The 22860-nt window shown below is 63.5% G+C and carries 22 protein-coding genes and 1 pseudogene; 8 read left to right on the top strand and 15 right to left on the bottom strand.

What is annotated here, in order from left to right; genetic code table 11:
- Positions 1-186 precede the first annotated feature (186 nt).
- The 6 genes from JOE32_RS17285 to JOE32_RS17260 are packed head-to-tail and all read right to left on the bottom strand — an operon-like array spanning position 187 to position 5874.
- Positions 187-1119, bottom strand: a complete 933-nt coding sequence (locus tag JOE32_RS17285; RefSeq protein ID WP_209986659.1) for a phosphatidate cytidylyltransferase — start codon at positions 1117-1119, stop codon at positions 187-189.
- A 1-nt stretch (position 1120) separates the two neighbouring features.
- Positions 1121-1741 carry a lysophospholipid acyltransferase family protein gene (locus tag JOE32_RS17280; protein WP_209986657.1) on the bottom strand — a complete coding sequence of 207 codons (621 nt, stop codon included), beginning with the start codon at positions 1739-1741 and terminating at the stop codon, positions 1121-1123.
- A gap of 9 nt (positions 1742-1750) precedes the next feature.
- Complete coding sequence (locus tag JOE32_RS17275; RefSeq protein WP_209986654.1) at positions 1751-2194, bottom strand: hypothetical protein; 444 nt, start codon at positions 2192-2194, stop codon at positions 1751-1753.
- Positions 2184-3482, bottom strand: coding sequence for a phosphatase PAP2/dual specificity phosphatase family protein (locus JOE32_RS17270; RefSeq protein ID WP_209986652.1), 1299 nt, complete (start codon positions 3480-3482; stop codon positions 2184-2186). The genes JOE32_RS17275 and JOE32_RS17270 overlap by 11 nt, the downstream gene beginning before the upstream one ends.
- A 2-nt stretch (positions 3483-3484) precedes the next feature.
- Entirely contained in the window at positions 3485-5239 is a 1755-nt protein-coding gene (locus JOE32_RS17265) for a bifunctional alpha/beta hydrolase/class I SAM-dependent methyltransferase (RefSeq protein WP_209986649.1), read from the bottom strand.
- A gap of 11 nt (positions 5240-5250) precedes the next feature.
- Positions 5251-5874, bottom strand: a complete 624-nt coding sequence (locus JOE32_RS17260; RefSeq protein ID WP_209986646.1) for a CDP-alcohol phosphatidyltransferase family protein — start codon at positions 5872-5874, stop codon at positions 5251-5253.
- A 305-nt stretch (positions 5875-6179) separates the two neighbouring features.
- On the opposite strand from JOE32_RS17260, the gene JOE32_RS17255 reads away from it, so the two are divergent.
- From JOE32_RS17255 to cfaB, 5 genes are all read left to right on the top strand, one after another.
- Positions 6180-8084, top strand: coding sequence for a protease modulator HflK (locus JOE32_RS17255; RefSeq protein WP_209986642.1), 1905 nt, complete (start codon positions 6180-6182; stop codon positions 8082-8084).
- Positions 8085-8096: 12 nt separating this feature from the next.
- The gene (locus tag JOE32_RS17250; RefSeq protein ID WP_209986640.1) at positions 8097-9080 is read left to right on the top strand and encodes a protease modulator HflC; all 984 of its coding nucleotides are present in this window, start codon (positions 8097-8099) and stop codon (positions 9078-9080) included.
- Positions 9077-10111, top strand: coding sequence for a protease modulator HflK (locus JOE32_RS17245; protein ID WP_209986637.1), 1035 nt, complete (start codon positions 9077-9079; stop codon positions 10109-10111). The genes JOE32_RS17250 and JOE32_RS17245 overlap by 4 nt, the downstream gene beginning before the upstream one ends.
- Positions 10108-12015, top strand: coding sequence for a cation-translocating P-type ATPase (locus tag JOE32_RS17240; protein ID WP_209986634.1), 1908 nt, complete (start codon positions 10108-10110; stop codon positions 12013-12015). The genes JOE32_RS17245 and JOE32_RS17240 overlap by 4 nt, the downstream gene beginning before the upstream one ends.
- A 64-nt stretch (positions 12016-12079) precedes the next feature.
- The gene (cfaB, locus tag JOE32_RS17235; protein WP_209986631.1) at positions 12080-13267 is read left to right on the top strand and encodes a C17 cyclopropane fatty acid synthase CfaB; all 1188 of its coding nucleotides are present in this window, start codon (positions 12080-12082) and stop codon (positions 13265-13267) included.
- On the opposite strand, the gene JOE32_RS17230 is transcribed toward cfaB, so the two are convergent.
- Both JOE32_RS17230 and cls read right to left on the bottom strand, forming a co-directional pair.
- Complete coding sequence (locus tag JOE32_RS17230; protein WP_209986628.1) at positions 13255-13677, bottom strand: hypothetical protein; 423 nt, start codon at positions 13675-13677, stop codon at positions 13255-13257. The two genes, cfaB and JOE32_RS17230, sit on opposite strands and share 13 nt — an antisense overlap.
- Positions 13678-14016: 339 nt before the next feature.
- The gene (gene cls / locus JOE32_RS17225; RefSeq protein WP_209986625.1) at positions 14017-15456 is read right to left on the bottom strand and encodes a cardiolipin synthase; all 1440 of its coding nucleotides are present in this window, start codon (positions 15454-15456) and stop codon (positions 14017-14019) included.
- A 135-nt stretch (positions 15457-15591) separates the two neighbouring features.
- Here cls and JOE32_RS17220 point away from each other — a divergent pair, with 135 nt between their 5' ends.
- Positions 15592-16113, top strand: a complete 522-nt coding sequence (locus tag JOE32_RS17220; protein ID WP_015373352.1) for a DUF3617 domain-containing protein — start codon at positions 15592-15594, stop codon at positions 16111-16113.
- A 92-nt stretch (positions 16114-16205) separates the two neighbouring features.
- Here JOE32_RS17220 and JOE32_RS17215 read toward each other — a convergent pair.
- The 6 genes and pseudogenes from JOE32_RS17215 to folE2 form a co-directional block, all read right to left on the bottom strand.
- Positions 16206-16734: pseudogene (locus JOE32_RS17215) on the bottom strand (dihydroorotase); the annotation flags it as partial.
- Between the two features lie 3 nt (positions 16735-16737).
- Complete coding sequence (locus JOE32_RS17210) at positions 16738-17298, bottom strand: DapH/DapD/GlmU-related protein (protein WP_003231797.1); 561 nt, start codon at positions 17296-17298, stop codon at positions 16738-16740.
- On the bottom strand, positions 17295-18173 hold the full coding sequence (locus tag JOE32_RS17205) for a metal ABC transporter substrate-binding protein (protein WP_209986622.1): 879 nt from the start codon (positions 18171-18173) through the stop codon (positions 17295-17297). The genes JOE32_RS17210 and JOE32_RS17205 overlap by 4 nt, the downstream gene beginning before the upstream one ends.
- Before the next feature lie 11 nt (positions 18174-18184).
- Positions 18185-19051, bottom strand: a complete 867-nt coding sequence (locus tag JOE32_RS17200; protein WP_003231793.1) for a metal ABC transporter permease — start codon at positions 19049-19051, stop codon at positions 18185-18187.
- Complete coding sequence (locus tag JOE32_RS17195) at positions 19051-19719, bottom strand: ATP-binding cassette domain-containing protein (protein WP_209986619.1); 669 nt, start codon at positions 19717-19719, stop codon at positions 19051-19053. Before JOE32_RS17195 ends, JOE32_RS17200 begins: the two co-directional genes overlap by 1 nt.
- A complete protein-coding gene (gene folE2 / locus JOE32_RS17190; protein WP_209986616.1) occupies positions 19716-20606 on the bottom strand; it encodes a GTP cyclohydrolase FolE2 in 891 nt (296 codons plus the stop codon). Before folE2 ends, JOE32_RS17195 begins: the two co-directional genes overlap by 4 nt.
- 128 nt (positions 20607-20734) lie before the next feature.
- On the opposite strand from folE2, the gene JOE32_RS17185 reads away from it, so the two are divergent.
- Positions 20735-21946: an N-acetylmuramoyl-L-alanine amidase gene (locus JOE32_RS17185; RefSeq protein WP_209986608.1), complete on the top strand. Its 1212-nt coding sequence runs from the start codon at positions 20735-20737 to the stop codon at positions 21944-21946.
- Here the strand turns inward: JOE32_RS17185 and JOE32_RS17180 are convergent.
- On the bottom strand, positions 21943-22311 hold the full coding sequence (locus tag JOE32_RS17180; RefSeq protein ID WP_209986605.1) for a glutamine synthetase: 369 nt from the start codon (positions 22309-22311) through the stop codon (positions 21943-21945). The genes JOE32_RS17185 and JOE32_RS17180 overlap by 4 nt on opposite strands.
- A 125-nt stretch (positions 22312-22436) precedes the next feature.
- On the opposite strand from JOE32_RS17180, the gene dksA reads away from it, so the two are divergent.
- The gene (dksA, locus tag JOE32_RS17175) at positions 22437-22841 is read left to right on the top strand and encodes an RNA polymerase-binding protein DksA (RefSeq protein WP_057006282.1); all 405 of its coding nucleotides are present in this window, start codon (positions 22437-22439) and stop codon (positions 22839-22841) included.
- The last annotated feature ends 19 nt before the right edge of the window (positions 22842-22860 follow it).

Genomic DNA, 22860 nt, shown 5'->3' with positions numbered 1-22860 from the left:
AGATAGGCCGGAACGCAGGTTTCACACTTTGCTTAAACGGTGAAAGCACCACACAACCCAATGTGGGAGCGGGCTTGCTCGCGAAGGCGGTGGGTCAGTCGGATAACCCTTCGACTGATACACCACCTTCGCGAGCAAGCCCGCTCCCACATTTTTTGATCTTCGTTTGAGTTGGAGACGGTGAGGTCAGGTCCACCAGTAGCGCACCAAATGAAAGAAAATCGGCGCCGCAAAGCACACCGAATCCAGCCGATCCAGCATCCCGCCGTGGCCTTCGATCATGTGCCCCCAATCCTTTACACCCCGGTCGCGCTTGATCGCCGACATCACTATCCCGCCAGCGAAGCCCAGCAGGTTGATCAGCAGCGCAATCAGGAACGACTGCCACGGGTTGAACGGCGTGGTCCACCACAGTGCTGCGCCGATCAGCGAGGACAGCAGGATCCCGCCAACAAAGCCTTCCATGGTTTTCGAGGGTGAGAGGTTCGGCGCGATCTTGTGTTTGCCGAACAATTTCCCACAGACGTACTGGAGCACATCCGACAGTTGCACCACGATCACCAGGTAGGCGATCAACAGCAGGTTGCGGCCTTCGTAGCCGGGAATATCCAACGTGAGCAGGGCGGGCACGAAGGATACGCAGAACACCGCGATCATCAGTCCCCATTGCACCTTGGATGCGCGTTCCAGGAAGTGGGTGCTGTCGCCGCCCAGGGAGGCGAGGATCGGCAGCAGCAGGAACACGTAGACCGGGATGAAGATCGAGAACAGCCCGTACCAGTCGGCGTAGATCAGTACGTATTGCAGCGGCAGTGCCAGGTAGAACGCGGCCACCAGCGCCGGGTAGTCGCTACGCCGGGTTGGGGTGAGGGTGAGAAATTCGCGCAGGGCGTAGAACGACACCGCGTAGAACAGCAGGATCACGGCAGCGGTGCCGAGCCAGAAGGCGATGCCGATCACCACCACCATCACCCACCACGCGTTGATGCGCGCGTTGAGGTTTTCCACTACCGCATTCGGGGTGCCACGGGTGCGCAGCTTGAGGATCAGGCCGATCAGCGAGGCCAGCACCAGGATCGCGCCGATTCCGCCGAACAGCATCAGGGTTTGGCTATCCATGTCAGACATGCTCCGGGGCAAGGGCCAGCAGGGCGTCGCGGGTGCGCGCAAGAAACAGTGCCTTGTCTTCGCCGTCTTCCAGTTGCAGCGGGGCGCCGAAGCTGGTGGTGCACAGCAGGGGCAGCGGCAGGACGCGGCCTTTGGGCATGACCCGGTTGAGGTTGGCAATCCACACCGGAATCAACTCGGCCTGTGGGTAACTTTTTGCCAGGTGATACAGGCCGCTCTTGAAGGGCAGCAGGCCATCCTCAAGATTGCGCGTACCTTCCGGGAAGATGATCAGCGAGTCGCCGCCTTGCAGCGCGGCGAGCATGGGCGTCAGGGGGTTATCCACAGGGTCCTTGCGCTCGCGGTCGATCAGCACACCGTTGAACACACGGTTGATGATGTAGCGGCGCAGTGCACTTTTGTTCCAGTAGTCGCTGCCTGCCACCGGGCGCGTGAATTTGCGCAGGTTCTGCGGCAGCGAGGCCCACAGCAGCACGAAGTCGCCGTGGCTGCTGTGGTTGGCGAAGTAGATGCGCTGCACCGGCACGGGCGCGCAACCGAGCCACAGACTGCGGGCGCCGGTGACGGTGCGGGCCATCGACGTAATCAGCGTGGCGACCACGGGTTCGAACATGGGAATTCCTTATCCGGCGAAAGGCAGCCAGGGGCTGGCGAGGATGACGCCCAGGGTCAGCAGCGCTTGCGCGCCCAGCAGCCAGGCTTGTTTGCGCAGCAGTTTCAGCGCGCCCCGGCGGCGCTCGATCCAGGGCCGTCCGGCGCGCCTGGCCGATTGCAGGCCAAGGGCTTGCAGGGCCTGGTCGAGGTCGGCGGTGCGCCCGGTATCCCGAGCCAGCAGGGCGAACAGGTCGGCATCGAAGGCCACGCGCAGTGCCCAGTATTTTTGCAGCAGCCCGAAGATAACCATCCACAGGCTGAGCAGCAGGCAGATCGGCGAAATGCTCGCCATCAGCACTTGCGCCAGCCCGAACAGCACGCCCAGCAGCGTCAGGCCTGTGGATAACTGGTCCAGTGAGCGACCACGTCGCAGCAGACTGGCGACGACCTGGAGTTCCATATCAGCGGGCATGGGGCAAACCCTCCAAAGCTTCTCGGTGAGCGGGGTGCAGGACCACTTCGGCCCGTGCTGTACGAATGATAGCCAGCGCCTGATCCACCGTGGCGGCGCGCCCGCTGTGCAGCAGCCAGGCGGCGACGGCGGTGGCGCTGCGCGAATAGCCCAGCGCGCAACACACCAGCAAGGGTCCGCTGACGCGCAGGCGTTCGATGGCCTCGGCGGCGTGTCGGCATTCGGCGGACGTGGGGGCGATCAGGTCCAGCACGGGGATGCACTGGAAGGCTCGACCCTGTGGATTAATCGGCAACTCTGCACACAGATCGACCACTGCACTGAACGAGCCTTGCTCAGCGGCCGTGGGAATTCGGCCCAGCCAAACGTTATCCACAATCAGATCGGCCTGTGGATGCCTGCGCGTCCACAGCCGTGAATTGATCCAGGCTCCGGCCAGATACGGCGCGTACAGCCAGCGTGCGGCGGCTGTTAACCGGCCATCCGCGCGCTTCTGAAAACCCTCTGCGCCAAGCACGCAGTAATTCAACGTGACCAACGCCAGCGACACTGCGGGCCACGCCAGCCACAGCCACCAACCGCCCAACAGCAGCGCCAGGCTGAACAGCACGAGGGCCCCTATGGCATAACGCATAGCCAACCACCAACGCTTGGGATCGCGCGCCAGTCGACTATGCAACAGGGGACTTGGATGCTCCACAGGCCATAGCCACACACACAGCCATCCCGCGAGGGCGCCTGTGGGTAAGTCAATAAAGTGATGTTGATAAGTGGTCAGCACCGAAATACCGATCAAGGCGAACCAGCCATGCACCAGCCAACGCCACATGCCCTGGGTGTGCCGCTGGAACATGAGCCACAGAATCACCAGTAACGCGATGTGCAGCGACGGCGCCTGGTTGAACGGTTTGTCGAACCCCGCCAGCACCGCGAACAGCCAGCCGAACACGCCATCCAGCGCGGGCCGTTCGAAGGTAAACCGCAGCGGCCAGATCAGAAAGCAGCTCACGGCGATCGCCTGCGCAGTCAGCAGGCGCAGCGCGTGCTGCTTGAGTTCATGGCGGGTGTTGGGCAGCAGCAGCGAGAACCCGTAAAGCAGGTCGATGGACCAGTAGGGCACGATGGTCCAGGCCCAGAACGGCATATGGGTTTCCCAGCCGAACACCAGCGTGCCCACGTCGCTGCGCTGAGCCGTGACCCAGGTGGCGAAGCCGTAGGTGCTGAAGAACAGCGGTGCCAACAGCAGCAGCCATAACAGCGCTGGCTTGAATAAACCGGGTTCGCGCATGTTCAGAGCTTCTGCGCCAGGGACACGGTGAAAATGCCCCATTCATCCACACGTTGGGTGATCTTGCGAAAGCCTGCCGCTGCCACCAGCTGATCCATTTCCGCCTGACTGCGACGGCGCATCACCCAGGCCTGGCCCTGGCGATGGCTGGTGAGCGCGCGGGCGATCAGTTCCAGCTGCGGGTGCCACGGCTGACCGGTGTACACCAGGTAACCACCGGGCTCCACTGCCTCGGCCAAGCCGGCCAGCGAATCACCGACCCTGCCGTTATCGGCGAACAATTCATACAGCCCGGACACCACCGCCAGGGTCGGCCTGGGCGCAAGCGCTGCCAGGTCGGCCCGGTCAAACGCGTCGCCTTTGACGAACTGCGCGATATCCCCCAGGCCTTTCTCGCGAATCAGCGCGCCACCGTCACGCACGTTGATGTCGCTGTAGTCACGCAGCAGGATCGATTCCGGCAACGGTGAGACGCCCTGCAGGGCTTCGAGAATGTAACGGCCATGGCCGGCGGCGATGTCGACGATGCGCACTTCGCGCTGCTCATCGCGCAATCTGGCCATGGCCAGGCGCAGCAATTCCTCGACGTTCACTTTGCGCTGGCGAATGCCGCGCCAGCCGATGGAGTTGAGGTAGTTGGTGTCGATCATCCGTCCCACACCACCCTTGCCGGTGGGCGTGTTGCGGTAGACGTAGTCCAGGGTGCTGCCGGAGTCGAAACCGGTATCGAAACCCAGCTTCACGCCGGCCGACAGGCGTTGGCCCAGGCCCATGCTGGCGCGGGTCATGCGCCAGTAAAGGTCGCGCAGGGAATTGCGCGGCAGCGGCGCGGCCAGAGATTCGGATTCGGCGCAGGTGGCGCCCAGCCTGTCGGCGTCCAGCAGCGAGGCGCGGTCCAGTGGGTGGCTGAAGTTCTGCAGGATAAAACGCCTGGCGCTGCTCAGCGCCACCGCGCGATCACGTTCGCCAAGGGTGTCGTGAAAGAAACCGGGGAGAATATGCAGCTCTTTTTTCAGGCTGCCCAGGCGGTCGAAGAACTGCTGCTGAGGCTTGCGGTGCACCACGAAGTCGGAACCGGACACCAGCAGTTGGGTCGGCACCTGGATCGCCTGGGCATCGGCGACAACGCGGTCGGCCGCTTCGTACAGGCCCAGCAGCACATTCACCGAAATGGCCTTGGTGATCAGCGGGTCGCTGTCGTAGGACGCCACCCGCTCGGGATCATGGCTGAGGAACCTGGCCTTGACGTAACTGTTGACGAAAAAGTTGCCGCGAAACCGGCGCATCAAGGCCAGGCCCGGGCGGGCGAAGGGCACGTACAGCTTGACCTTGAACGCCGGGGAGGCCAGCACCAGGGCGCGGATGTTGGGGGCATAGTCGTGCACCCAGGTGGCCGCAATCACCGCGCCGACGCTTTGGGCGATCACCGCAAGGTTTTGCGCCTCGATGCCAAACGTGGCTTCGATATGTTCGCAGAAGGTCTGCACGTCGCGGGCGCTGGTGGCGAAGCTCGGGCTGTCACCGCGTGCGCCGGGTGATTGGCCGTGGCCACGGGCGTCCCAGGCGAAGAAGTCGAAACCGGGCAGGTCCAGTTCATCCACCAGATGGGCGATACGCCCGGAATGCTCATGGCCGCGATGAAACAGCAGGATCGCCTTGCGCGGTTCGCCATCCGTTGCAGCGGTGGCCGGCCAGTGCCGATAGAAAAGCTCGACGCCATCATGGGTACTGAATGTCTGTGCCTGCTGTTCGCGCATCGCAAAAATCCTTATGCAATCGGTGAAGTGGCGGAGTGTTCCTTGAGGCCCTGGCGCACCCGGTTGACCAGGGTATAGGCGAGCAGGGCGGCGACCAGCCACATCACCGCGCTCACCCAGGCAGCGCCCAGCCAGCCCAGCGCCACGCCCGTGGCCAGCACGCCGAGGACGAAGGCGCGATCGCTCTTGCCCATCGGCCCGTCATAGCGCCGCGAGGCACCGACCATCGGCCCCAACACCCCTGCGTATTCGCTGAACACCGCGAGCAGCGTCACCAGCAGCACTGGCGCCAGGCTCACCTCGGGGATCAGTGCAAACGGCAGGATCAGCGCGCTGTCGGCGATCACGTCGCACAGTTCATTGAGGTAGGCACCCAGGCGCGATTGCTGGCCGAATTCGCGGGCGAGCATGCCGTCGATGGCGTTGAGGGCCATGCGCACGATCATCCACAACGGGATCAGCGCAAATAGCCACAGGTGCTGGGCGAACCCGCCAATCAGCAGGCCTACCAACAGGGAAATCACCCCGGCCAGCACGGTGATCTGGTTGGCGGTGGTGCCATTGTCGTAGAGGCGCTGCACCAGCGGGCGCAGCAGGTTCTGAAAGCGTGGCTTGAGCTGATAGATCGAAATCATGGGAGATGACGCTTCCTTGTCCGTGAACCCGTGAAAAGCTGTGCTGGAGTGTGCCGATTATTTGTAGCCCCTACCAGTGATGGCTCCTGTTTATAGGGGGTTAGTGCCATCGTGAGTGCAATAACGCTCAACTGTGGGAGGGGGCTTGCTCCCGATAGCGGTGGATCAGTGAGTACCTGTACCGACTGACCCACCGCTATCGGGAGCAAGCCGCCTCCCACATTGATTTTTCGGTGTTAAACAAACAAATATTTCACGCCCCGTGTTATATCGTAACGAACTGTGTGTTATCGGGCGTTGAGTGGATGCAAGTGGATCTGGAAGCTGACGGCGTGCGGGCTGAAAGCCTGCCGCGTTTTCAGCAAGGGCTGTTCCATGCCCGTCGATTGAGGCAAGCCGGTATCAGCCTCACCGCCGTGGGTGTCAGTGGTTGGGTGTTGGCGTTGTTTGTCGCGCTGTTTGCGCCGCTGTCGATCTGGCCGGTGGTGTTGATCAATTGCGCCTCGGCCTTGCTGCTGCTGGTGGCCGGCTTGCAGTCGGCGTGGTGGGTGGCCGACTGGCGCGCCCAGGCACTGGAAGCACCGCCGGTTGACGTGCCGGCTGAAGAAACGGGCCGCTACGCGCGCTTGATGGAGCGCTTTATCGCGCAGATCGGCACACCGGTCTTGTGGCTGTGCGGTTGGGCGTTGCTGGCGCTGATCAGCATCATCGAATTCTGGAACCTGGCCCTGCCTGCGGCCGCTATTGGCCAGTCCGCCAGCATCGGTGCTGCGCTGGGGTTGGCCCTGGCGTTTGGCTTGCTGGTGTTCGAACGTCGCCTGGCTCAGGAAAGCGACACGCAATGGCCTGAGGCTTCATCCCTGGCCCAGTTGTGCCGCGTGGCCATCGGTTGTTTGCTGGTGAGCTCGATCTGCCTGCTGTTTGCGAACGCCGAATCGGTGTGGCCAGTGCGCCTGGCCGTGCTGATGGGCGTGTTGCCCGCGCTGGTGGCACTGGAGTTTTTGATCAGGGGCGTGCTGTCACTGTTCAGCCCGCGCCAGCCGCGCCTCGAACCGCGCCTGATGGCGCAAAGCTTCATTGCTGACCTGCTGCGCTGGCCACCCCAGCCCTTGCTCGCCTTGCAGCACGAACTGCACAACCGCTACGGCATCGACCTGCGTCAGATATGGGCGTTCACCTACATGCGCCGGGCATTTTTGCCGGTGCTGTTGGTGGTGTTGGCCGTAGGCTGGGCGCTGACCGGCGTGCATGAAGTGCCCCTGCAAGGTCGTGGGATTTACGAGCGCTTCGGCAAGCCGGTGCAGGTGTTCGGGCCCGGTCTGCATACCGGGCTGCCATGGCCGTTGGGCCGTGTCATCAACGTGGAAAACGGCGTGGTGCACGAGCTGGCCACCAGCGTCAGCCAAGCCGGCCCACCCGAACCGGCGCCGGCTGAAGGCCCACCGCCAGCCATCGCCAACCGTCTGTGGGACGCCAGCCATGTGAATGACAAATCCCAGGTCATTGCCAGCAGCAGCGGCGACAAGCAAGGCTTCCAGATCGTCAATATGGATGTGCGTTTCGTCTACCGCATCGGCCTCGGCGATCAGGCCGCACTGGCCGCCACCTACAACAGCGCCGACGTACCGACCCTGATTCGCAGCACCGCCAGCCGCATCCTGGTGCACGACTTCGCCTCGCGCACCCTTGACGAACTGCTCGGCGAACAACGCACGCGGCTGGCCGACGAGATCGGCCGCAGCGTGCAGGCCGACCTGCAGAAACTCGACAGCGGCGTGGAAATTCTTGCCACGGTGGTGGAAGCCATCCACCCGCCGGCCGGTGCGGCCAACGCCTATCACGGCGTGCAGGCCGCGCAGATTGGCGCCCAGGCCCTGATCGCCCGCGAGCGCGGCGCCGCCAGCGAGCAAACCAACCAGGCCTTGTTGCAAGCCAGCACCGCCCATGACCAGGCCGTGGCCAGCGCCCGCGAAGTGAATGCCGGCGCCCAGGCCGCAAACCTGCGCTTTGACGCCGAACAAAAAGCCTACGCCAGCGCTGGCCGGGCCTTCGTGCTGGAACAGTACCTCGGCCAACTCAGCCAGGGCCTGGCCCACGCCAACCTGCTGATTCTGGATCACCGCCTGGGTGCCGACGGCGCTCCGACGATCGATCTGCGTTCTTTTACCTTGCCGGCCGATCCAGTGGCGCCGCGTAAAGCCGTTCAATAAGGAGTCTGTCTGTTGGGCGCTCATTCTCACGATCATCATCACGGCCATCACCACCACCCTCATCACGGCGATGAGCAGGCGGCGGGCCCGTTTCCGTGGCGGCGCATGGCCTGGGCCGCGCTGCTGGTGCTGTTTGCCGTGGCGGCGGCGAGCCTGGTGCAGGTGCGCTCCGGCGAGGCCACGGTGATCACCCGCTTCGGCAATCCGTCGCGGGTGCTGCTGGCGCCGGGCTTGGGCTGGCGCTGGCCGGCGCCGTTCGAGGCAGCGATTCCGGTGGATCTGCGCTTGCGTACCACCTCCAGCGGCCTGCAGGACGTGGGCACCCGCGATGGCCTGCGCATTATCGTGCAGGCCTACGTGGCGTGGCAGGTGCAGGGCGATGCCGACAACGTGCAGCGCTTCATGCGCGCGGTGCAGAACCAGCCCGATGAAGCGGCGCGGCAGATTCGCACCTTTGTCGGCTCGGCGCTGGAAACCACGGCCGCCAGTTTTGACCTGTCCAGCCTGATCAACACTGACGCCGGCCAGGTGCGCATCGCCGAATTCGAGGCGCAGTTGCGCCAGCAGATCGATCAACAATTGCTCACCACCTACGGCGTGCGCGTGGCGCAAGTCGGCATCGAACGGCTGACGTTGCCCTCGGTGACCCTCACCGCCACCGTCGACCGCATGCGCGCCGAACGCGAAACCATCGCCACCGAGCGCACCGCCGTGGGCAAGCGCGAGGCCGCGCAGATTCGCTCGGCGGCCGAGCGCGACGCGCGCATCATGCAGGCCGATGCCACGGTGAAAGCCGCTGACATCGAAGCGCAATCGCGGGTTGAAGCCGCACAGATCTACGGCCGCGCCTATGCCGGCAATCCCCAGCTGTACAACCTGCTGCGCTCGCTGGATACCTTGGGCACGGTGGTGACACCGGGCACCAAAATCATCCTGCGCACCGACGCGGCGCCGTTTCGTGCGCTGGTCGATGGGCCCAGGGACGTTCAACCATGAGCGAGGGTGACGGCCCGGACGGCCCATGGGTCCAGGCCGGGCGCCTGACCTTTTTTGCGCTGTACGCGGTGACGGTGTTGGCGGCATTGGCCTGGGCATTTTCCAATGTGCGCCAGATCGACCCGCAGAACCGCGCCGTGGTGCTGCACTTTGGCGCCCTGGACCGCATTCAGAACGCCGGCCTGTTGTTGGCGTGGCCGCAACCCTTCGAGCAGGTGGTGCTGCTGCCGGCCGCCGACCGCGTGATCGAGCGCCGGGTGGACAACCTGCTGCGTTCGGATGCGGCGCTGCAGGCCGACCGCGTGGCCAGTTTTGCCACGCCCTTGAGTGACGCCCTGGCCGGCTCCGGCTATCTGTTGACCGGCGATGCCGGCGTGGTGCAGCTGGATGTGCGGGTGTTCTACAAGGTCAGCGAACCCTATGCGTTCGTGTTGCAGGGCGATCATGTGCTGCCCGCGCTGGATCGGCTGGTGACGCGCAGCGCCGTGGCCCTGACCGCTGCGCGCGACCTGGACACCATCCTGGTGGCACGCCCGGAACTGATCGGCAGCGATAACGGCGCCGCCGAACGCCGCGAGCGGCTGCGCGGTGACCTGGTGCAAGGCATCAACAAGCGCTTGGCCGAGTTGGCCGTCAGCGGCCTGGGCCTGGGCATCGAAGTGACCCGTGTCGACGTGCAGTCCAGCCTGCCGGGCCCGGCGGTAAACGCCTTCAACGCGGTACTCACCGCCAGCCAGCAAGCTGACAAGGCCGTGGCCAATGCGCGCACCGACGCGGAAAAACTGACCCAGGCCGCCAACCAGCAGGCCGACCGCGTGGTGCAGGTCGCCCACGCCCAGGCCAGCGAACGTCTGGCCAGCGCCCAGGCGCAAACCGCCACCGTCGCCAGCCTGGCCCAGGTCAAAGACCCTGGGTTGATGCTGCGCCTGTACCGCGAACGCTTGCCGAAGATCCTCGGCCAGGCCGGTTCCGTGACCACCGTCGATCCCAGGGACGACTCCCGCTTGATCATTCAGGGCGCCGAGAAATGAGCGATTCGATGCTGACGTCCGCCGAGCAGCGAAGCGCCGCACGGCAATTGACCCTGGCGATGCTGGCGTTGGGCTTGCTGATATTGGGTCTGGTCTGGCGCTGGCTGGCCCCCGACCAGAGCGGCGTCAGCCAACTGCTGCTGGGCGTGGCCTCGCTGCTGGTGGCTGTGCCGGTGATGCGTTCGGCCTGGTACAGCCTGCGCTTCCCCAGCCTGCACGGCATCACTGACCAATTGATCGCCCTGGCCATGCTCGGCGCCTGGGCCACGGGCGATCTGCTGACCGCCGCGCTGCTGCCGATCATCATGATTTTCGGGCATGTGCTGGAAGAGCGCAGCGTGATCGGCTCCCAGGAGGCGATTCATGCCCTGGGCAAGCTCACCCGCAGCCAGGCGCGCCGGGTGCAGGCCGATGGCAGCATCGTGGAAGTGGATAACGGCACGCTCAATACCGGCGATATCGTTGAAGTGCGCGCCGGCGACCGCGTGCCTGCCGATGGCGTGGTGCTGTCGGGCCAGGCCAGCCTGGACACGGCGCCGATTACCGGCGAGTCGGTGCCCATGGAGGCTTCGGCCGGGGTGCAGGTGTTTGGCGGTGCGATCAACCTCGACGGCCTGCTGCGCCTGGAAGTAACGCGCACCGGCGATGAGTCGACCCTGGGCAAAGTCATCGCCCTGATGCAGAACGCCGAGCGCGCCAAGCCGCCGATCACTCGGTTGCTGGAGCGTTACGCCGGCAGCTATATGGTGCTGGTGCTGTTGCTGGCGGCCGTGACCTGGTTTGTGACCAACGACGCCCAGGCGATGCTCGCGGTGCTGGTGGCGGCGTGCCCCTGCGCCCTGGTGCTGTCGGCGCCGGCCACGGCGATTGCCGGCATTGCGGTGGCGGCGCGCCATGGCATTCTGATTCGCAGCTCGGCGTTTCTGGAGGAATTGGCCGATCTCACCTCATTGGTGGTCGACAAGACCGGCACGCTGACCTTTGGCACCCTGCGGTTGCAGTCCATCGAGGGCGCATCTACGGACCGCGCGGCGGTGCTCAACCTGGCGGCCAGCCTCGGTTCGGCCAGCAGTCACCCGGTCAGCCGTGCGTTGGCGGGGCTGGGCACGCAGTTGCCGGCGCTGACCGATATTCGCGAGCGTCAGGGCCTCGGTGTGGTTGCACAGACCGGGGAGGGCGAAGCCGCGCTGGGGCGGCCGGAATTGTTCGAGCAGTTGGGCATCGTGACCACGCCGGTTCCCCGTCACGATGGCCCGATTGCCGGGCTGGCGCTGAACGGGCGGTTCCTGGCCTGGCTGCTGCTGGCCGACAGCGTCAAGCCGGAAGCGCGCCAGGCCCTGCAGGAACTGCGCGAGCTGGGCCTGGGCCGGCAATTGCTGCTCACCGGCGACCGCCAGAGCGTGGCCGACAGCCTGGCGGCGCAGGTGGGCATCAGCGATGTGCAAGCCCAGGCCCTGCCGGAAGACAAGCTCAACCGTGTGCTGGGCGAAATCGGCAGCGGCTTTCGGCCGATGGTGGTGGGCGACGGCATCAACGACTCGCTGGCGCTCAAGGCGGGTGTGGTCGGCGTGGCGATGGGCGCGGGGGGTGCGGATATCGCCCTGGCCTCGGCGGACGTGGTGCTGATCGGCAGCGACCTGCGTCGCCTCGGCACCTGCGTGCGGCTGAGTCGCCAATGCCGGCGCACGTTGCAGGTCAATGTGATCATCGGTCTGGGCTGGACCCTCGCCATTGTGGTGTTCGCTGCGTTTGGCTGGCTGGGCGCTGCAGGCGCCATGATTGCGGCGGTGCTGCATAACCTCAGCACCTTGCTGGTGCTGGGCAACGCGGGGCGGTTACTGCGTTTCCAGGAGCCACTGTTGAAGCTTGAAGAGGATGCCGGCAGTCCGCTGGTAGATAGATAGCCTCCTACTTTGTCTGCGGATGGTCTACCCTCAATTCGGACTTCTGAACAAGGGGGGACTACTCATGCTCGCGCAACTTCCACCGGCCTTACAGAATCTTCAGCTTCCGCTGCGTCTGCGACTCTGGGATGGCCATGAATTCAACCTGGGCCCCGAGCCCAGTGTGACCATTGTGGTGAAGGACCCCACCGTCGTTACACAGCTGACCCACCCCACGCTCGACTCGCTGGGCGAAGCGTTCGTCGAGGGCAAGCTCGAGCTGGAAGGCTCCATCACCGACGTCATCCGGGTGTGTGACGAGCTGAGTCACGCCCTGATCGACGATGACGAGGACACTCGCCCGGTGCGCTCGATTCACGACAAGGCCACCGATGCGGCGGCCATTTCCTACCATTACGACCTCTCCAATGAGTTCTACCAGCTGTGGCTGGATCAGGACATGGCGTACTCCTGCGGCTATTTCGAAACCGGCAGCGAATCCATCGACCAGGCCCAGCAGGACAAATTTCGCCACCTGTGCCGCAAGTTGCGCTTGCAGCCCGGCGAATACCTGCTGGACGTAGGGTGCGGCTGGGGCGGACTGGCACGGTATGCCGCGCGTGAGTTCGGGGTGAACGTGTTGGGCATCACCCTGAGCAAGGCGCAATTGGCCCTGGCGCGTGAGCGGGTGAAAGCCGAAGGACTGGAAGACCAGGTCGACCTGCAACTGCTCGATTACCGCGACCTGCCCCAGGACGGGCGTTTTGACAAGGTGGTGAGCGTGGGCATGTTCGAACACGTCGGCCATGCCAACCTCACGCAATACTGCAAGACGCTGTTTGGCGCGGTGCGCGAAGGTGGCCTGGTGATGAACCATGGCATCACCGCCAAGCACACCGACGGTCGCCCGGTGGGGCGTGGCGCCGGTGAGTTTATCGGGCGTTATGTGTTCCCCAACGGTGAGCTGCCGCATTTGGCGATGATGACCGCCGAGATCAGTGACGCTGGGCTGGAAGTGGTCGACGTCGAAAGCCTGCGTCTGCACTACGCGCGCACCCTGGACCACTGGAGCGAACGCCTGGAAGACAACCTGGAAGCGGCGGCGCGGATGGTGCCGGAGCAGGCGCTGCGCATCTGGCGCTTGTACCTGGCCGGATGCGCATACGCGTTTGCACGGGGTTGGATCAATCTGCATCAGATTCTTGCGCTCAAGCCCCATGCGGACGGCAGCCATGAACTGCCGTGGACGCGCGACGATATTTATCGAGGATGAGGCAGGTCGTCCCACGAGATATCGCGTGGGTCGACGATGTCATTCGGGTGTATCTGGAAGGTGCCGTGCTGCTTGGGAATGTTCGGGTCTGAAGGCAGGTAGGCTTGCTGCCCGAACGTCATCGCGGCTTTGTCGAAGGTGAGCGTGTGCAGCGCGACGTTGTCGTACCAGTCGGCATGGGGCAGCGAGATGAAGGTCATCTCCCAGGTGCCACCGTCCACGTGCCCCTTTGTGACGTAGACGCCGTAATGGTTTTCGCCAGGCGAGAGTATTTTGTACACGCCGTTATCGTAGAGAAGCAGCGCCGCGTCCGTGAACGGTTTGGCTTCGTAGAGCACGGCGTAGAGCAAATCGATTTTGTAAGTGGGCGCACCCAGTTCCACAGGGATCGTGACAGCGTTGTCTTGCATGGTCTGCGTTCCTTATCGAGGGAGACGGCCTGATTCTAAACCGCCTCTGTGGCGGGTGTGCTTATTGTGGCGAGCGGGCTTGCCCTAATGCCGTTCAGTTAAGCGCAGATTCCCTGTGGCGAGCAGGCTTGTCCTGCGTTGGGCTGCGCAGCAGCCCCAAAGCCAGGCGCTGAGCCGTATCAGGTACACCGTGTTTTGCTTGATTGGGGGGCGCTTCGCACCCCAACGCGGGGCAAGCCCGCTCGCCACAACAAGCCCGCTCGCCACGACAGCCCGCTTGCCACAGGGTGTGGTTGCCTGACATTTCAGGCCCCCTCCCACAGGACGTTGGGTTGGCGGTTAGAGAATCGGTGAAATAAGCCGCGCGATCCGCATGCCCAGTTGCTGCAGGCGCCGGGTCTCTCGGCTTTCCGCCAGGCTCATCTCATGGGCCTGGGCGAAATCTTCCAGCAGCATCTGCTCCACCTGTTTGGCGAAGGCCTCGTCAACCGTGAGCAACATCACCTCGAAATTCAGCCGGAAAGAACGGTTGTCCATGTTCGCGCTGCCGATGGCGCTGATTTCGCCGTCCACCAGCACCACTTTCTGGTGCAGAAAACCGGGCGTGTAGCGGAACACCCGCACGCCGGCGCGCACCGCTTCGATGGCGTACAGGCTGGACGCGGCATACACGATGCGATGGTCGGGGCGCGATGGCAGCAGGATGCGCACATCGACGCCGCGCAGTACCGCCAGGCGCAGCGCAGCGAACACGGCTTCGTCGGGGATGAAATACGGGGTGGTGATCCAGACCCGTTCGGTGGCGGCATGGATGGCTTCGACGAAGAACAGCGAGCAGGTTTCATAGGGGTCTGCCGGGCCACTGGCGAGCAGTTGGCAGAGCACGCCGTCTTCGGGGTAGGTGTCCGGCAGGATCAGGGGTGGCAACTCCCGCGCGGCCCAGAACCAGTCTTCGGCGAATGACTCCTGCAGGCACGCTACCACCGGGCCGAAAACCTGCACGTGAGTATCGCGCCAGGGCGCCAGCGGCGGCTTTTTGCCGAGGTATTCATCACCCACGTTATGCCCGCCCACAAACCCGGTAACGCCATCCACTACCACGATTTTGCGGTGGTTACGGAAGTTGACCTGGAAGCGATTGAGCCAGCCGCTGCGGGTGGCGAACGCCTTGACCTTCACTCCGGCGTCACGCAGCGACTGCACGTAGCGATGGGGCAGGGCGTGGCTGCCGATGCGGTCATAGAGCACATGGATATCGACCCCTTCGGCGGCCTTCGCCTTGAGCAGGGCGTGCAGTTGGCGGCCCAGCGCATCGTCGTGAATGATGAAGAACTGGAACAGCACGGCGGATTTTGCGCCGCGAATGGCGTCGAAAATCGCGCTGAAGGTAGCCTCGCCGTTGATCAGCAGGCGCACCTGGTTATTGGCCAGGCACGGCATGCGTCCCAGTTTGGGCATGGCACGCAGGGAGGTGTAGGCGGCGGAATTGCGCGCGGCCAGGGCTTCCTCGACCCACGGGCGCCAGTTCAGCTCATTGATGGCGGTGTGCATTTCCTGGTTGGCCTGGCGACGCGCCTGGATGTACGCATCGAACGTGCTGCGGCCAAAGATCAGGTAGGGGACAAGCGTGAGGTACGGCATGAACATCAGCGACAGCGCCCAGGCGATCGAGCCCTGAGCGGTGCGCACCGTCAGCACCGCGTGGATCGCGGCGAGTGTCCCGAAAAAATGCAGCGTGGCGATGAAGTAGGCGAGCAGGTGCGGGCCAAAAAAATCCATGAACGGCGATACTCCAGACAATCCAGTGCAGTGCGTAACAGACCATGTTCGGCCACGAATGTCGCTATTTTATTTGCCGTGCAACACTGGCACGTCCGCGGCGTCTAACGCCCACAATTACCCAGGAGTTACCCGATGAAGGCTCGTCTGCTGTGTTTGTCCATGGTTGTTGGTTTGGCGCTGCCGGTGGCGGCACAGGCGCAGATGCTGGCGCCGGGCTTGTGGGAATTGACCACCAGCAATATGAAGGTCGATAACCAGGACCTGCCGGACCTGTCGCTGATCCTCGGTCAGCTCAAGCAACAGATGACCCCCGAACAGCGCGCCATGCTCGAAAAGCAGGGCATTACCATGGCCGGTAAAGGCGTGCAGGTGTGTCTCACGCCCGCCCAGGTGGCGACCGACTCCATCCCGCTGACCGACCCGCAATCGGGTTGCAAGCAGCAAATCACCGAGAAGACCGGCAACCAGTGGAAATTCCGCTTCAGTTGCCCGAAAGCCCAAGGCACTGGCGTGGCGACCTTCCAGAGCCAGAAGGCCTTCACCACCACGGTCAACGGCACCTTCAATGCCACCGGCATCCAGCAAAAAGGCAGCCTGGACAGCCACGCCCAATGGCTGGGCAATGACTGCGGCACCGTCAAGCCTCGCGCATAACCGGCTGCGCCTACCTCAGCCTACCTCAGGAAGTGCAGCGGTAAACCCTGGCAGCTCTCGACCACCTGGCCGTTGTGCCACGCCAGGTGACCGGAGACCAGGGTGGTGCTGACGCTGTGGCGAAAGCGGCGCTCGGCGAATGGCGTCCACCAGCATATTGCCGGTGGACGCGCCCATGAACACCTTGACCCCGGCCACTTCGCGCGGGTCCAGAGCCGCCACGGTGTCGAGGTTGTCGTTGCTGACGCCAAAGTGAAAACCATAGTTGGCCACCGAATGCAGGCCGGCGCGGCGTTTCTTGTCGGCCAGCGCTTCGAGGGTCAGCGTGGCCGGACGGGTATTGGGCATGTCCATGAAGCTGGTGATGCCACCGGCCACCGCTGCCCTTGATTCGCTGTAGAAGCTGCCTTTTTCCGGCGCGCCAGGTTCACGAAAGTGCACCTGATCGTCAATCATGCCCGGCAGCAGCCATTGACCCTGAGCGTCAATCGCCAGGGGCGCCTTACAATCCTCGATGCTGCTGGCGATTTTCTCGATGCGGCCATTGGCGACCCATACATCAGCGTCGAATGCCTGGCCTTCGTTCACCAGGCGGGCGTTGCGGATCAACAGGCGGGTCATGGTTCAGAACTCGTTTTGCAGGGCTTTATAACCTCGCACCAGGTCGACGTTGGTACGGGCCACGTCTTCGGAAAACTCCGAGGCGCTGACACTCACCGGCGGGAATTGCGACAGGTCGGTATTCGGCCCGATGCGGGTAGTGGAGGGCACGTAGAACGCGTCGGGCAAATCGCGACCGTCGACCACCGAGTTGTGGCGCACCACGCAGCCGTCGCCGACGACGCAATTGAACAGCACGCTGTTGAAGCCGATAAACACGCGGTCACCCACCGTGCAGGGGCCGTGGACGATGGAGCGGTGCGCGATGGACGTGAACTCGCCGATGGTCACCGCCGCACCGGATTTGGAGTGGATGACCACGCCGTCCTGGATGTTGGAGTTGGCGCCAATGGTGATGGGGTCCATGGCGCCGCTGGCGTCGACTTCGTCGGCGCGGATCACGGCGTAGGGGCCGACGAACACGTTCTCGCCGATGATGACTTTGCCGCAGATGATTGCGGTCTTATCGACGTAGGCCGATTCGGCAATGACCGGCAGGTCGCCCGAGGGATTTTTACGGATCATGGTTTGCTCAACGCTGCACAAAGCGTGTTGAGGTTGTATTCGAACAACCCGGTGAAGGTGCTGGCAGGGCCTTCGGCGGCCAAGGCGTCTGAGTACAGCGTGCCGCCGATCTGCGCACCGCTTTCGTCAGCGATCTGCTTGAGCAGGCGCGAATCCTTGATGTTTTCCATGAACACGGCCTTGACCTTGTCTTTGCGGATCTGCGTGATCAGCGCAGCCACTTCGGCGGCGGACGGTTCACGCTCGGTGGACAAGCCCTGGGGCGCGAGGAACTGAATACCGTAGGCCTGGCCCAAGTAACCAAAGGCGTCATGGGAGGTGACGATGCGGCGGTTACCCGCTGGCAGTGCGCCGAACTTGGCCTTGGCTTCAGCCAGCAGGCGGTAGATTTCTTTCAGGTAGGCCTGGCTGTTGCGCTGGTAGTCGGCCTGGTTGGCCGGGTCGGCAGCGATCAGGGCCTTGGTGATGTTGTTCACGTAGATTTCGGCATTGGCCAGGTTGTGCCAGGCGTGCGGGTCGGGAATGGTTTCGCCGTCTTCGTCCATGGTGTGGGAAATCACGCCTTTGCTGGCAGTGACCACCGTGGCCTTGGTTTCGGTGCTGGTGATCAGGCGGTCCAGCCACGGCTCGAAGCCCAGGCCGTTCTTGATGATCAGTTTGGCCTTGAGCAGCGCTTTGGCATCATCCGGCGTGGGTTCGTAGGTGTGGGCGTCGGCGTCGGGGCCGACCATGTTGCTGATCTGGATGTGTTCGCCACCGATCTGGTGGGTGATGTCATCGAGAATACTGAAGCTGGTGACCACCTGGAGTTTGTCGGCGGCATGGGCCATCGACAGCGGCAGCAGCAGGCTGAACAGCACGAGTAGAGCGCGCATCGGGAAACACCTCATTGGGATGTAAGCAAGGGCGGGCGGCGCAGCAGGCCGTGCACCGGACCAAAGACCACGGACAGCAGATACCCGCCGCCAGCCACCAGCACGATGGCCGGGCCGCTGGGCAGCGAGTAGTAAAACGACAGCAACAAGCCAAGCCATACCGACAGGCATCCCAGCACCGCCGATATTGCGATCAACACCGGCAGGCGCCGGCTCCAGAAACGTGAGGCGATGGCCGGCAGCATCATCAGGCCTACCACCATCAATGCGCCGATGGCCTGGAAGCCGATCACCAGGTTCAGCACCACCAGGGTCAGGAATAAGCCGTGGGCCAGTGGCCCCAGGCGGCTGACGGTTTGCAGGAACAGCGGATCCAGCGTGTCCAGCAGCAGCGGTTTGTAGATCAGTGCCATGGCGAGCAGGCTGAAGCTGGAAACCCAGAGCATGCCGGTGAGGGTGGTTTCGTCCACCGCCAGGGCGGAGCCGAACAGCAGGTGCAGCAGGTCCAGGCGTTTGCCGGCGATGCCGAGGATCAGCACGCCGGCGGCGAGGGAGATGGGGTAGATGGCGGCCAGGCTGGCGTCTTCGCGCAGGCCCGTGCGACGGGTGATCCACGCCGACAGGCCGGCCATGCTCAGGCCGGCGCCGAGACCGCCGATGGTCAGCGCGGGCAGGCTCAGCCCGGCGAACCAGAAGCCCAGTGCCGCGCCGGGCAGGATGCCGTGGGCGACGGCGTCACCGATCAGGCTCATACGCCGCAGGATCAGGAACACCCCCAGCGGCGCAGTGCTGCAGGCCAGTACCAGGCCGCCGATGAGGGCGCGACGCATGAACACAAAATCGAGAAACGGCATCCACAGGTGAGCGGCAAAATGCATCAGGCCACCTGCATTTGAGGTTGCGCGCGAATCAGCTCTTTGCTCGAGCCGAACACGCAGCCGTTGCTTTTGATCTGCAGCACCTTCTGGGTGTGATGACGCACCGAGGCCAGGTCGTGGCAAACGACCACCACCGTGCGACCTTCGGCATGCCAGGCGTGAATGTGATTCCAGCACAGCGCCTGGCCTGCTTCGTCGAGGGCGGCGTGGGGCTCGTCGAGCAGCAGCACGGGCGAGTCGGCCAGGCTCATGCGGGCAAGCAGGGCACGTTGCAATTGGCCGCCGGACAACGCCATCAACGGGCGCAGCTCCAGGCCGCTGAGGCACCAGTCTTCGAGCACCGCTTGCAGGCGTTCGCTGCGCTGCGCAGCAGAAAGCCGCGCGCCCCAGAAACCGGCGGCGACCAGTTCCTGCAGGTTGATCGGGAACTGGCGGTCGAGCTGTTGCTGCTGGGGCAGGAACGCCAGGCCGCCACGGCGTGGCACTTCCACGACGACTTTCCCGGCCAGCGGTTTCTGCAAGCCGGCGATGACTTTGAGCAGGCTGCTCTTGCCGCAGCCATTGGGGCCTACGACGCCGGTGAGGCTGCCTTTTTCCAGGGTGAAATCGATGGCGGGTGTGAGGGGTTGGCCGGGGGCGCCCCAGCGCAGGGCAGTGCAGGTGATCATGCAGGGTTTCTCGTCCAGCGGCTTTCGGCCACGGCATCGTGCGCGTGCAGGCTTTCGGCGTGGATCACTTTGAGGTGGAAGGCTTTGACGGCGTCCGAGCGTTTCAAGGCGAGGTTCAGGCGGCGGGCGGCGTCTTCGCAGAACATCAGGTTCTGCCCATTGGCCAGGGCGAAGGCTTGTTCGTCTGCACGCTTTACGGCGGTTTGTACGGCGGTGCCAAGGGCGGCTTCGGCGCCGTTGATCAGGTCGACCAATGGCAGGTGCTCGCCTTGCAGTTCGACATGCAGTTGCGCACTGCTGCGTTGGCTGTGGGGCGTGGCAACGATGCCATTGGCGCTGCCGAGCCAGGTCATTACGGCTTCGTGCTGCAGCGGCTTGTCACCGAAGTCATCGAGAAACTGCCGTTGAATCAACTGCCTGGCGAGGGCAGCGGAGCAAGGGCAGGTTGAGGAGTAACTCACGTCAATTTTTAGTTCCACGTGGAACATCTGATTTTCCAGACGCGCTTCGATGCTCACCGGATAGCGTTTCCAGCCTGCCAGAGGGCTGACCAAGGCCGGGCGTTTGAGCAGCAAATCGGTGTGGATGCGCAGGTAGGCGTTCTTAGATAAATCTTCATGACTGTCGAGAAAGCGCTGCAGTACATTGCGCAGAAGTGCAGGCGTGAGGGTTTGCTGGTCGAGCATCTCCAGCGCCAGGTACAGGCGTGACATGTGAATGCCACGGGCGCCGCCGTCATCCAGGCTCACGCCGGCGTCGGCGGTGGCAGGCAGACGTTGGCCGTCGAACAGGATGGGCAGGGCGATGCCGCACATGCCCACCCAGTCCAGTGGCATAGCCTGGCGTGAAGCCTGCGCGGCGATATCCGGCAGAGTCAGCGCATTCATGAGCAGGTCCGTCGTTGGAAATATTTAGACATGTTATAGTATAACGACAAAGTCGACGATTAATTTTCTGCTCCAGGTTTTGCTCAGTCATGTCGAGCAGGGACGCTCCTTTATTTGCGGTATAGGTCATGCACAGACGTCAGCTCCTCAACCTGCTCCTGGTCAGCCCGTTATTTACCCTGCCGTTCGCGGCCCACGCTACGCAGATTCGCAACGCCCGCTTGTGGCGCTCGGCAGACAAGCTGCGGCTGGTGTTCGATCTCAGCGGGCCGGTGCAATACAAGACCTTTTCCCTGACTGCCCCGGAGCGCGTGATCATCGACTTGAGCGGCGCCGGTCTGACGGGTGATTTCTCTCAGCTGATGCTGAAGAACAGCGGGATTACCTCGATTCGCTCGGGGCACTTCGGCACCAACGACACACGGATCGTGTTGGACCTGGCCTCACCGATGCAGCTCAACAGCTTCCTGTTACCGCCTCAGGACGGCCAGGGCCATCGCCTGGTGCTGGACCTCAGCGGCATTACCCATGCACCGCGGCAGATCGCCGCCGAACCCGCGCCGTGGGTGGCGCCTGTGGATAAAACCCACCCCCGGCGCGACATCATTGTGGTGGTCGACCCCGGCCATGGCGGCAAGGACCCGGGCGCCGTGGGCTCCAAGGGCCAGCGCGAAAAAGACGTGGTGTTGTCGATTGCCCAACTGCTGGCCAAACGCTTGAAGCGCGAGAAGGGCTTTGACGTGAAGCTGGTGCGCAACGACGACTTCTTCGTGCCCCTGCGCAAGCGCGTGGAGATTGCGCACAAACACAATGCCGACATGTTTATCTCGGTGCATGCGGATGCGGCGCCGCGTATCACCGCGTCGGGCGCCTCGGTGTATGCGTTGTCCGAAGGCGGCGCCACGTCCGCCACCGCGCGGTTCATGGCGCAGCGGGAAAACGGTGCCGACCTGCTGGGCGCCACCAGCCTGCTGAACCTCAAGGACAAGGACCCGATGCTGGCCGGGGTGATTCTCGACATGTCGATGAACGCCACCATCGCGTCCAGCCTGCAACTGGGCCACTCGATCCTGGGCAGCCTGGAGGGTATTACCAGCCTGCATCAAAAGCGCGTGGAACAGGCAGGGTTTGCGGTGCTCAAGTCACCTGACGTGCCATCGATCCTGGTGGAAACCGGGTTCATCTCCAACGCACGGGACAGTGCGCGGCTGGTCACGGCGCGTCATCAACAGGCGGTGGCGGATGGGTTGTTCGAGGGCCTGAAAAAATATTTCCAGAAGAACCCGCCCATGAACAGCTACATGGCGTGGGCCCAGGAACAGAAGAACGGCCAGGTCTAGCAGCCGGTTATCCGGCTGCAGGTGAATTTAGCGCTGGCCCCACCTGAACTGGAAAACCGGTTGATCGTCGTCCAGCCCACGCGCCGCGTGTAGCCCACCCACGCCTCGCCATCGGAGGCCAGCCCGGTAAAGAACGTCAGTTGCCCGTAACGGCTGTTGGTCTGTGCCCAGTAACGTTTGCCGATCACCTCGAACCCGCGCAGATACGTGGTGCTGCCCACCGTGGCCACGCTGTAGGCATTGCCCAGCGGATCGACGCAGGCCAGCAGGGTGGCGCTGCGCGTGCAGTTGGCCAGCAGGTTCGGAACCTCGGCACAGGCCGGTCCTGCCGTTGCCAATAACAGGGCGCACACCAGGTATTTCATAAGGTTTCTCAGGAGTGAACAGTGGGCAAGCATTGCGCCCTTCGTCGCCGCAGACAAGGGGATTGGCTTATTTGTGTTGTTATACTATAACATTAAAAGCCAGCCCCACGCGTGAACCGCTGCCCATGACTGAACAAGAACTCCTGGCCCAATCGCCTGACGATTACATGAATGAAGCCCAGCAAAGCTTCTTCCGTGCGTTGTTGATGGCCCAACGCAAGGCGTTGCAAGTGCGCATCGAAGCCGAATTTTTGGTGCTGCGCGAGCAGGAAACCAACAGCGACCCCGCCGATGTGGGCAGTGCCGAAGAACAGCGCCAATGGCAACTGCGCCTGCTGGAGCGGGAAAAGAAGCTGCTGGACAAGATCGACGACGCCCTCGAGTTGCTGGCGCGTGGCGAATACGGCTGGTGCCGGGAAACCGGTGAACCGATCGGCCTGCAACGCTTGCTGCTGCGCCCCACCGCCACCCTGTGTATCGAAGCCAAAGAACGTGAAGAGCTGCGCGAACGCCATAAACGGGCTGTTTGACCGGCCAACCCTGATGAGG

The organism is Pseudomonas sp. PvP025, assembly GCF_017832155.1.
Classification (GTDB): Bacteria; Pseudomonadota; Gammaproteobacteria; order Pseudomonadales; family Pseudomonadaceae; genus Aquipseudomonas.
This window is presented reverse-complemented; position numbering and strand designations above follow the sequence as displayed.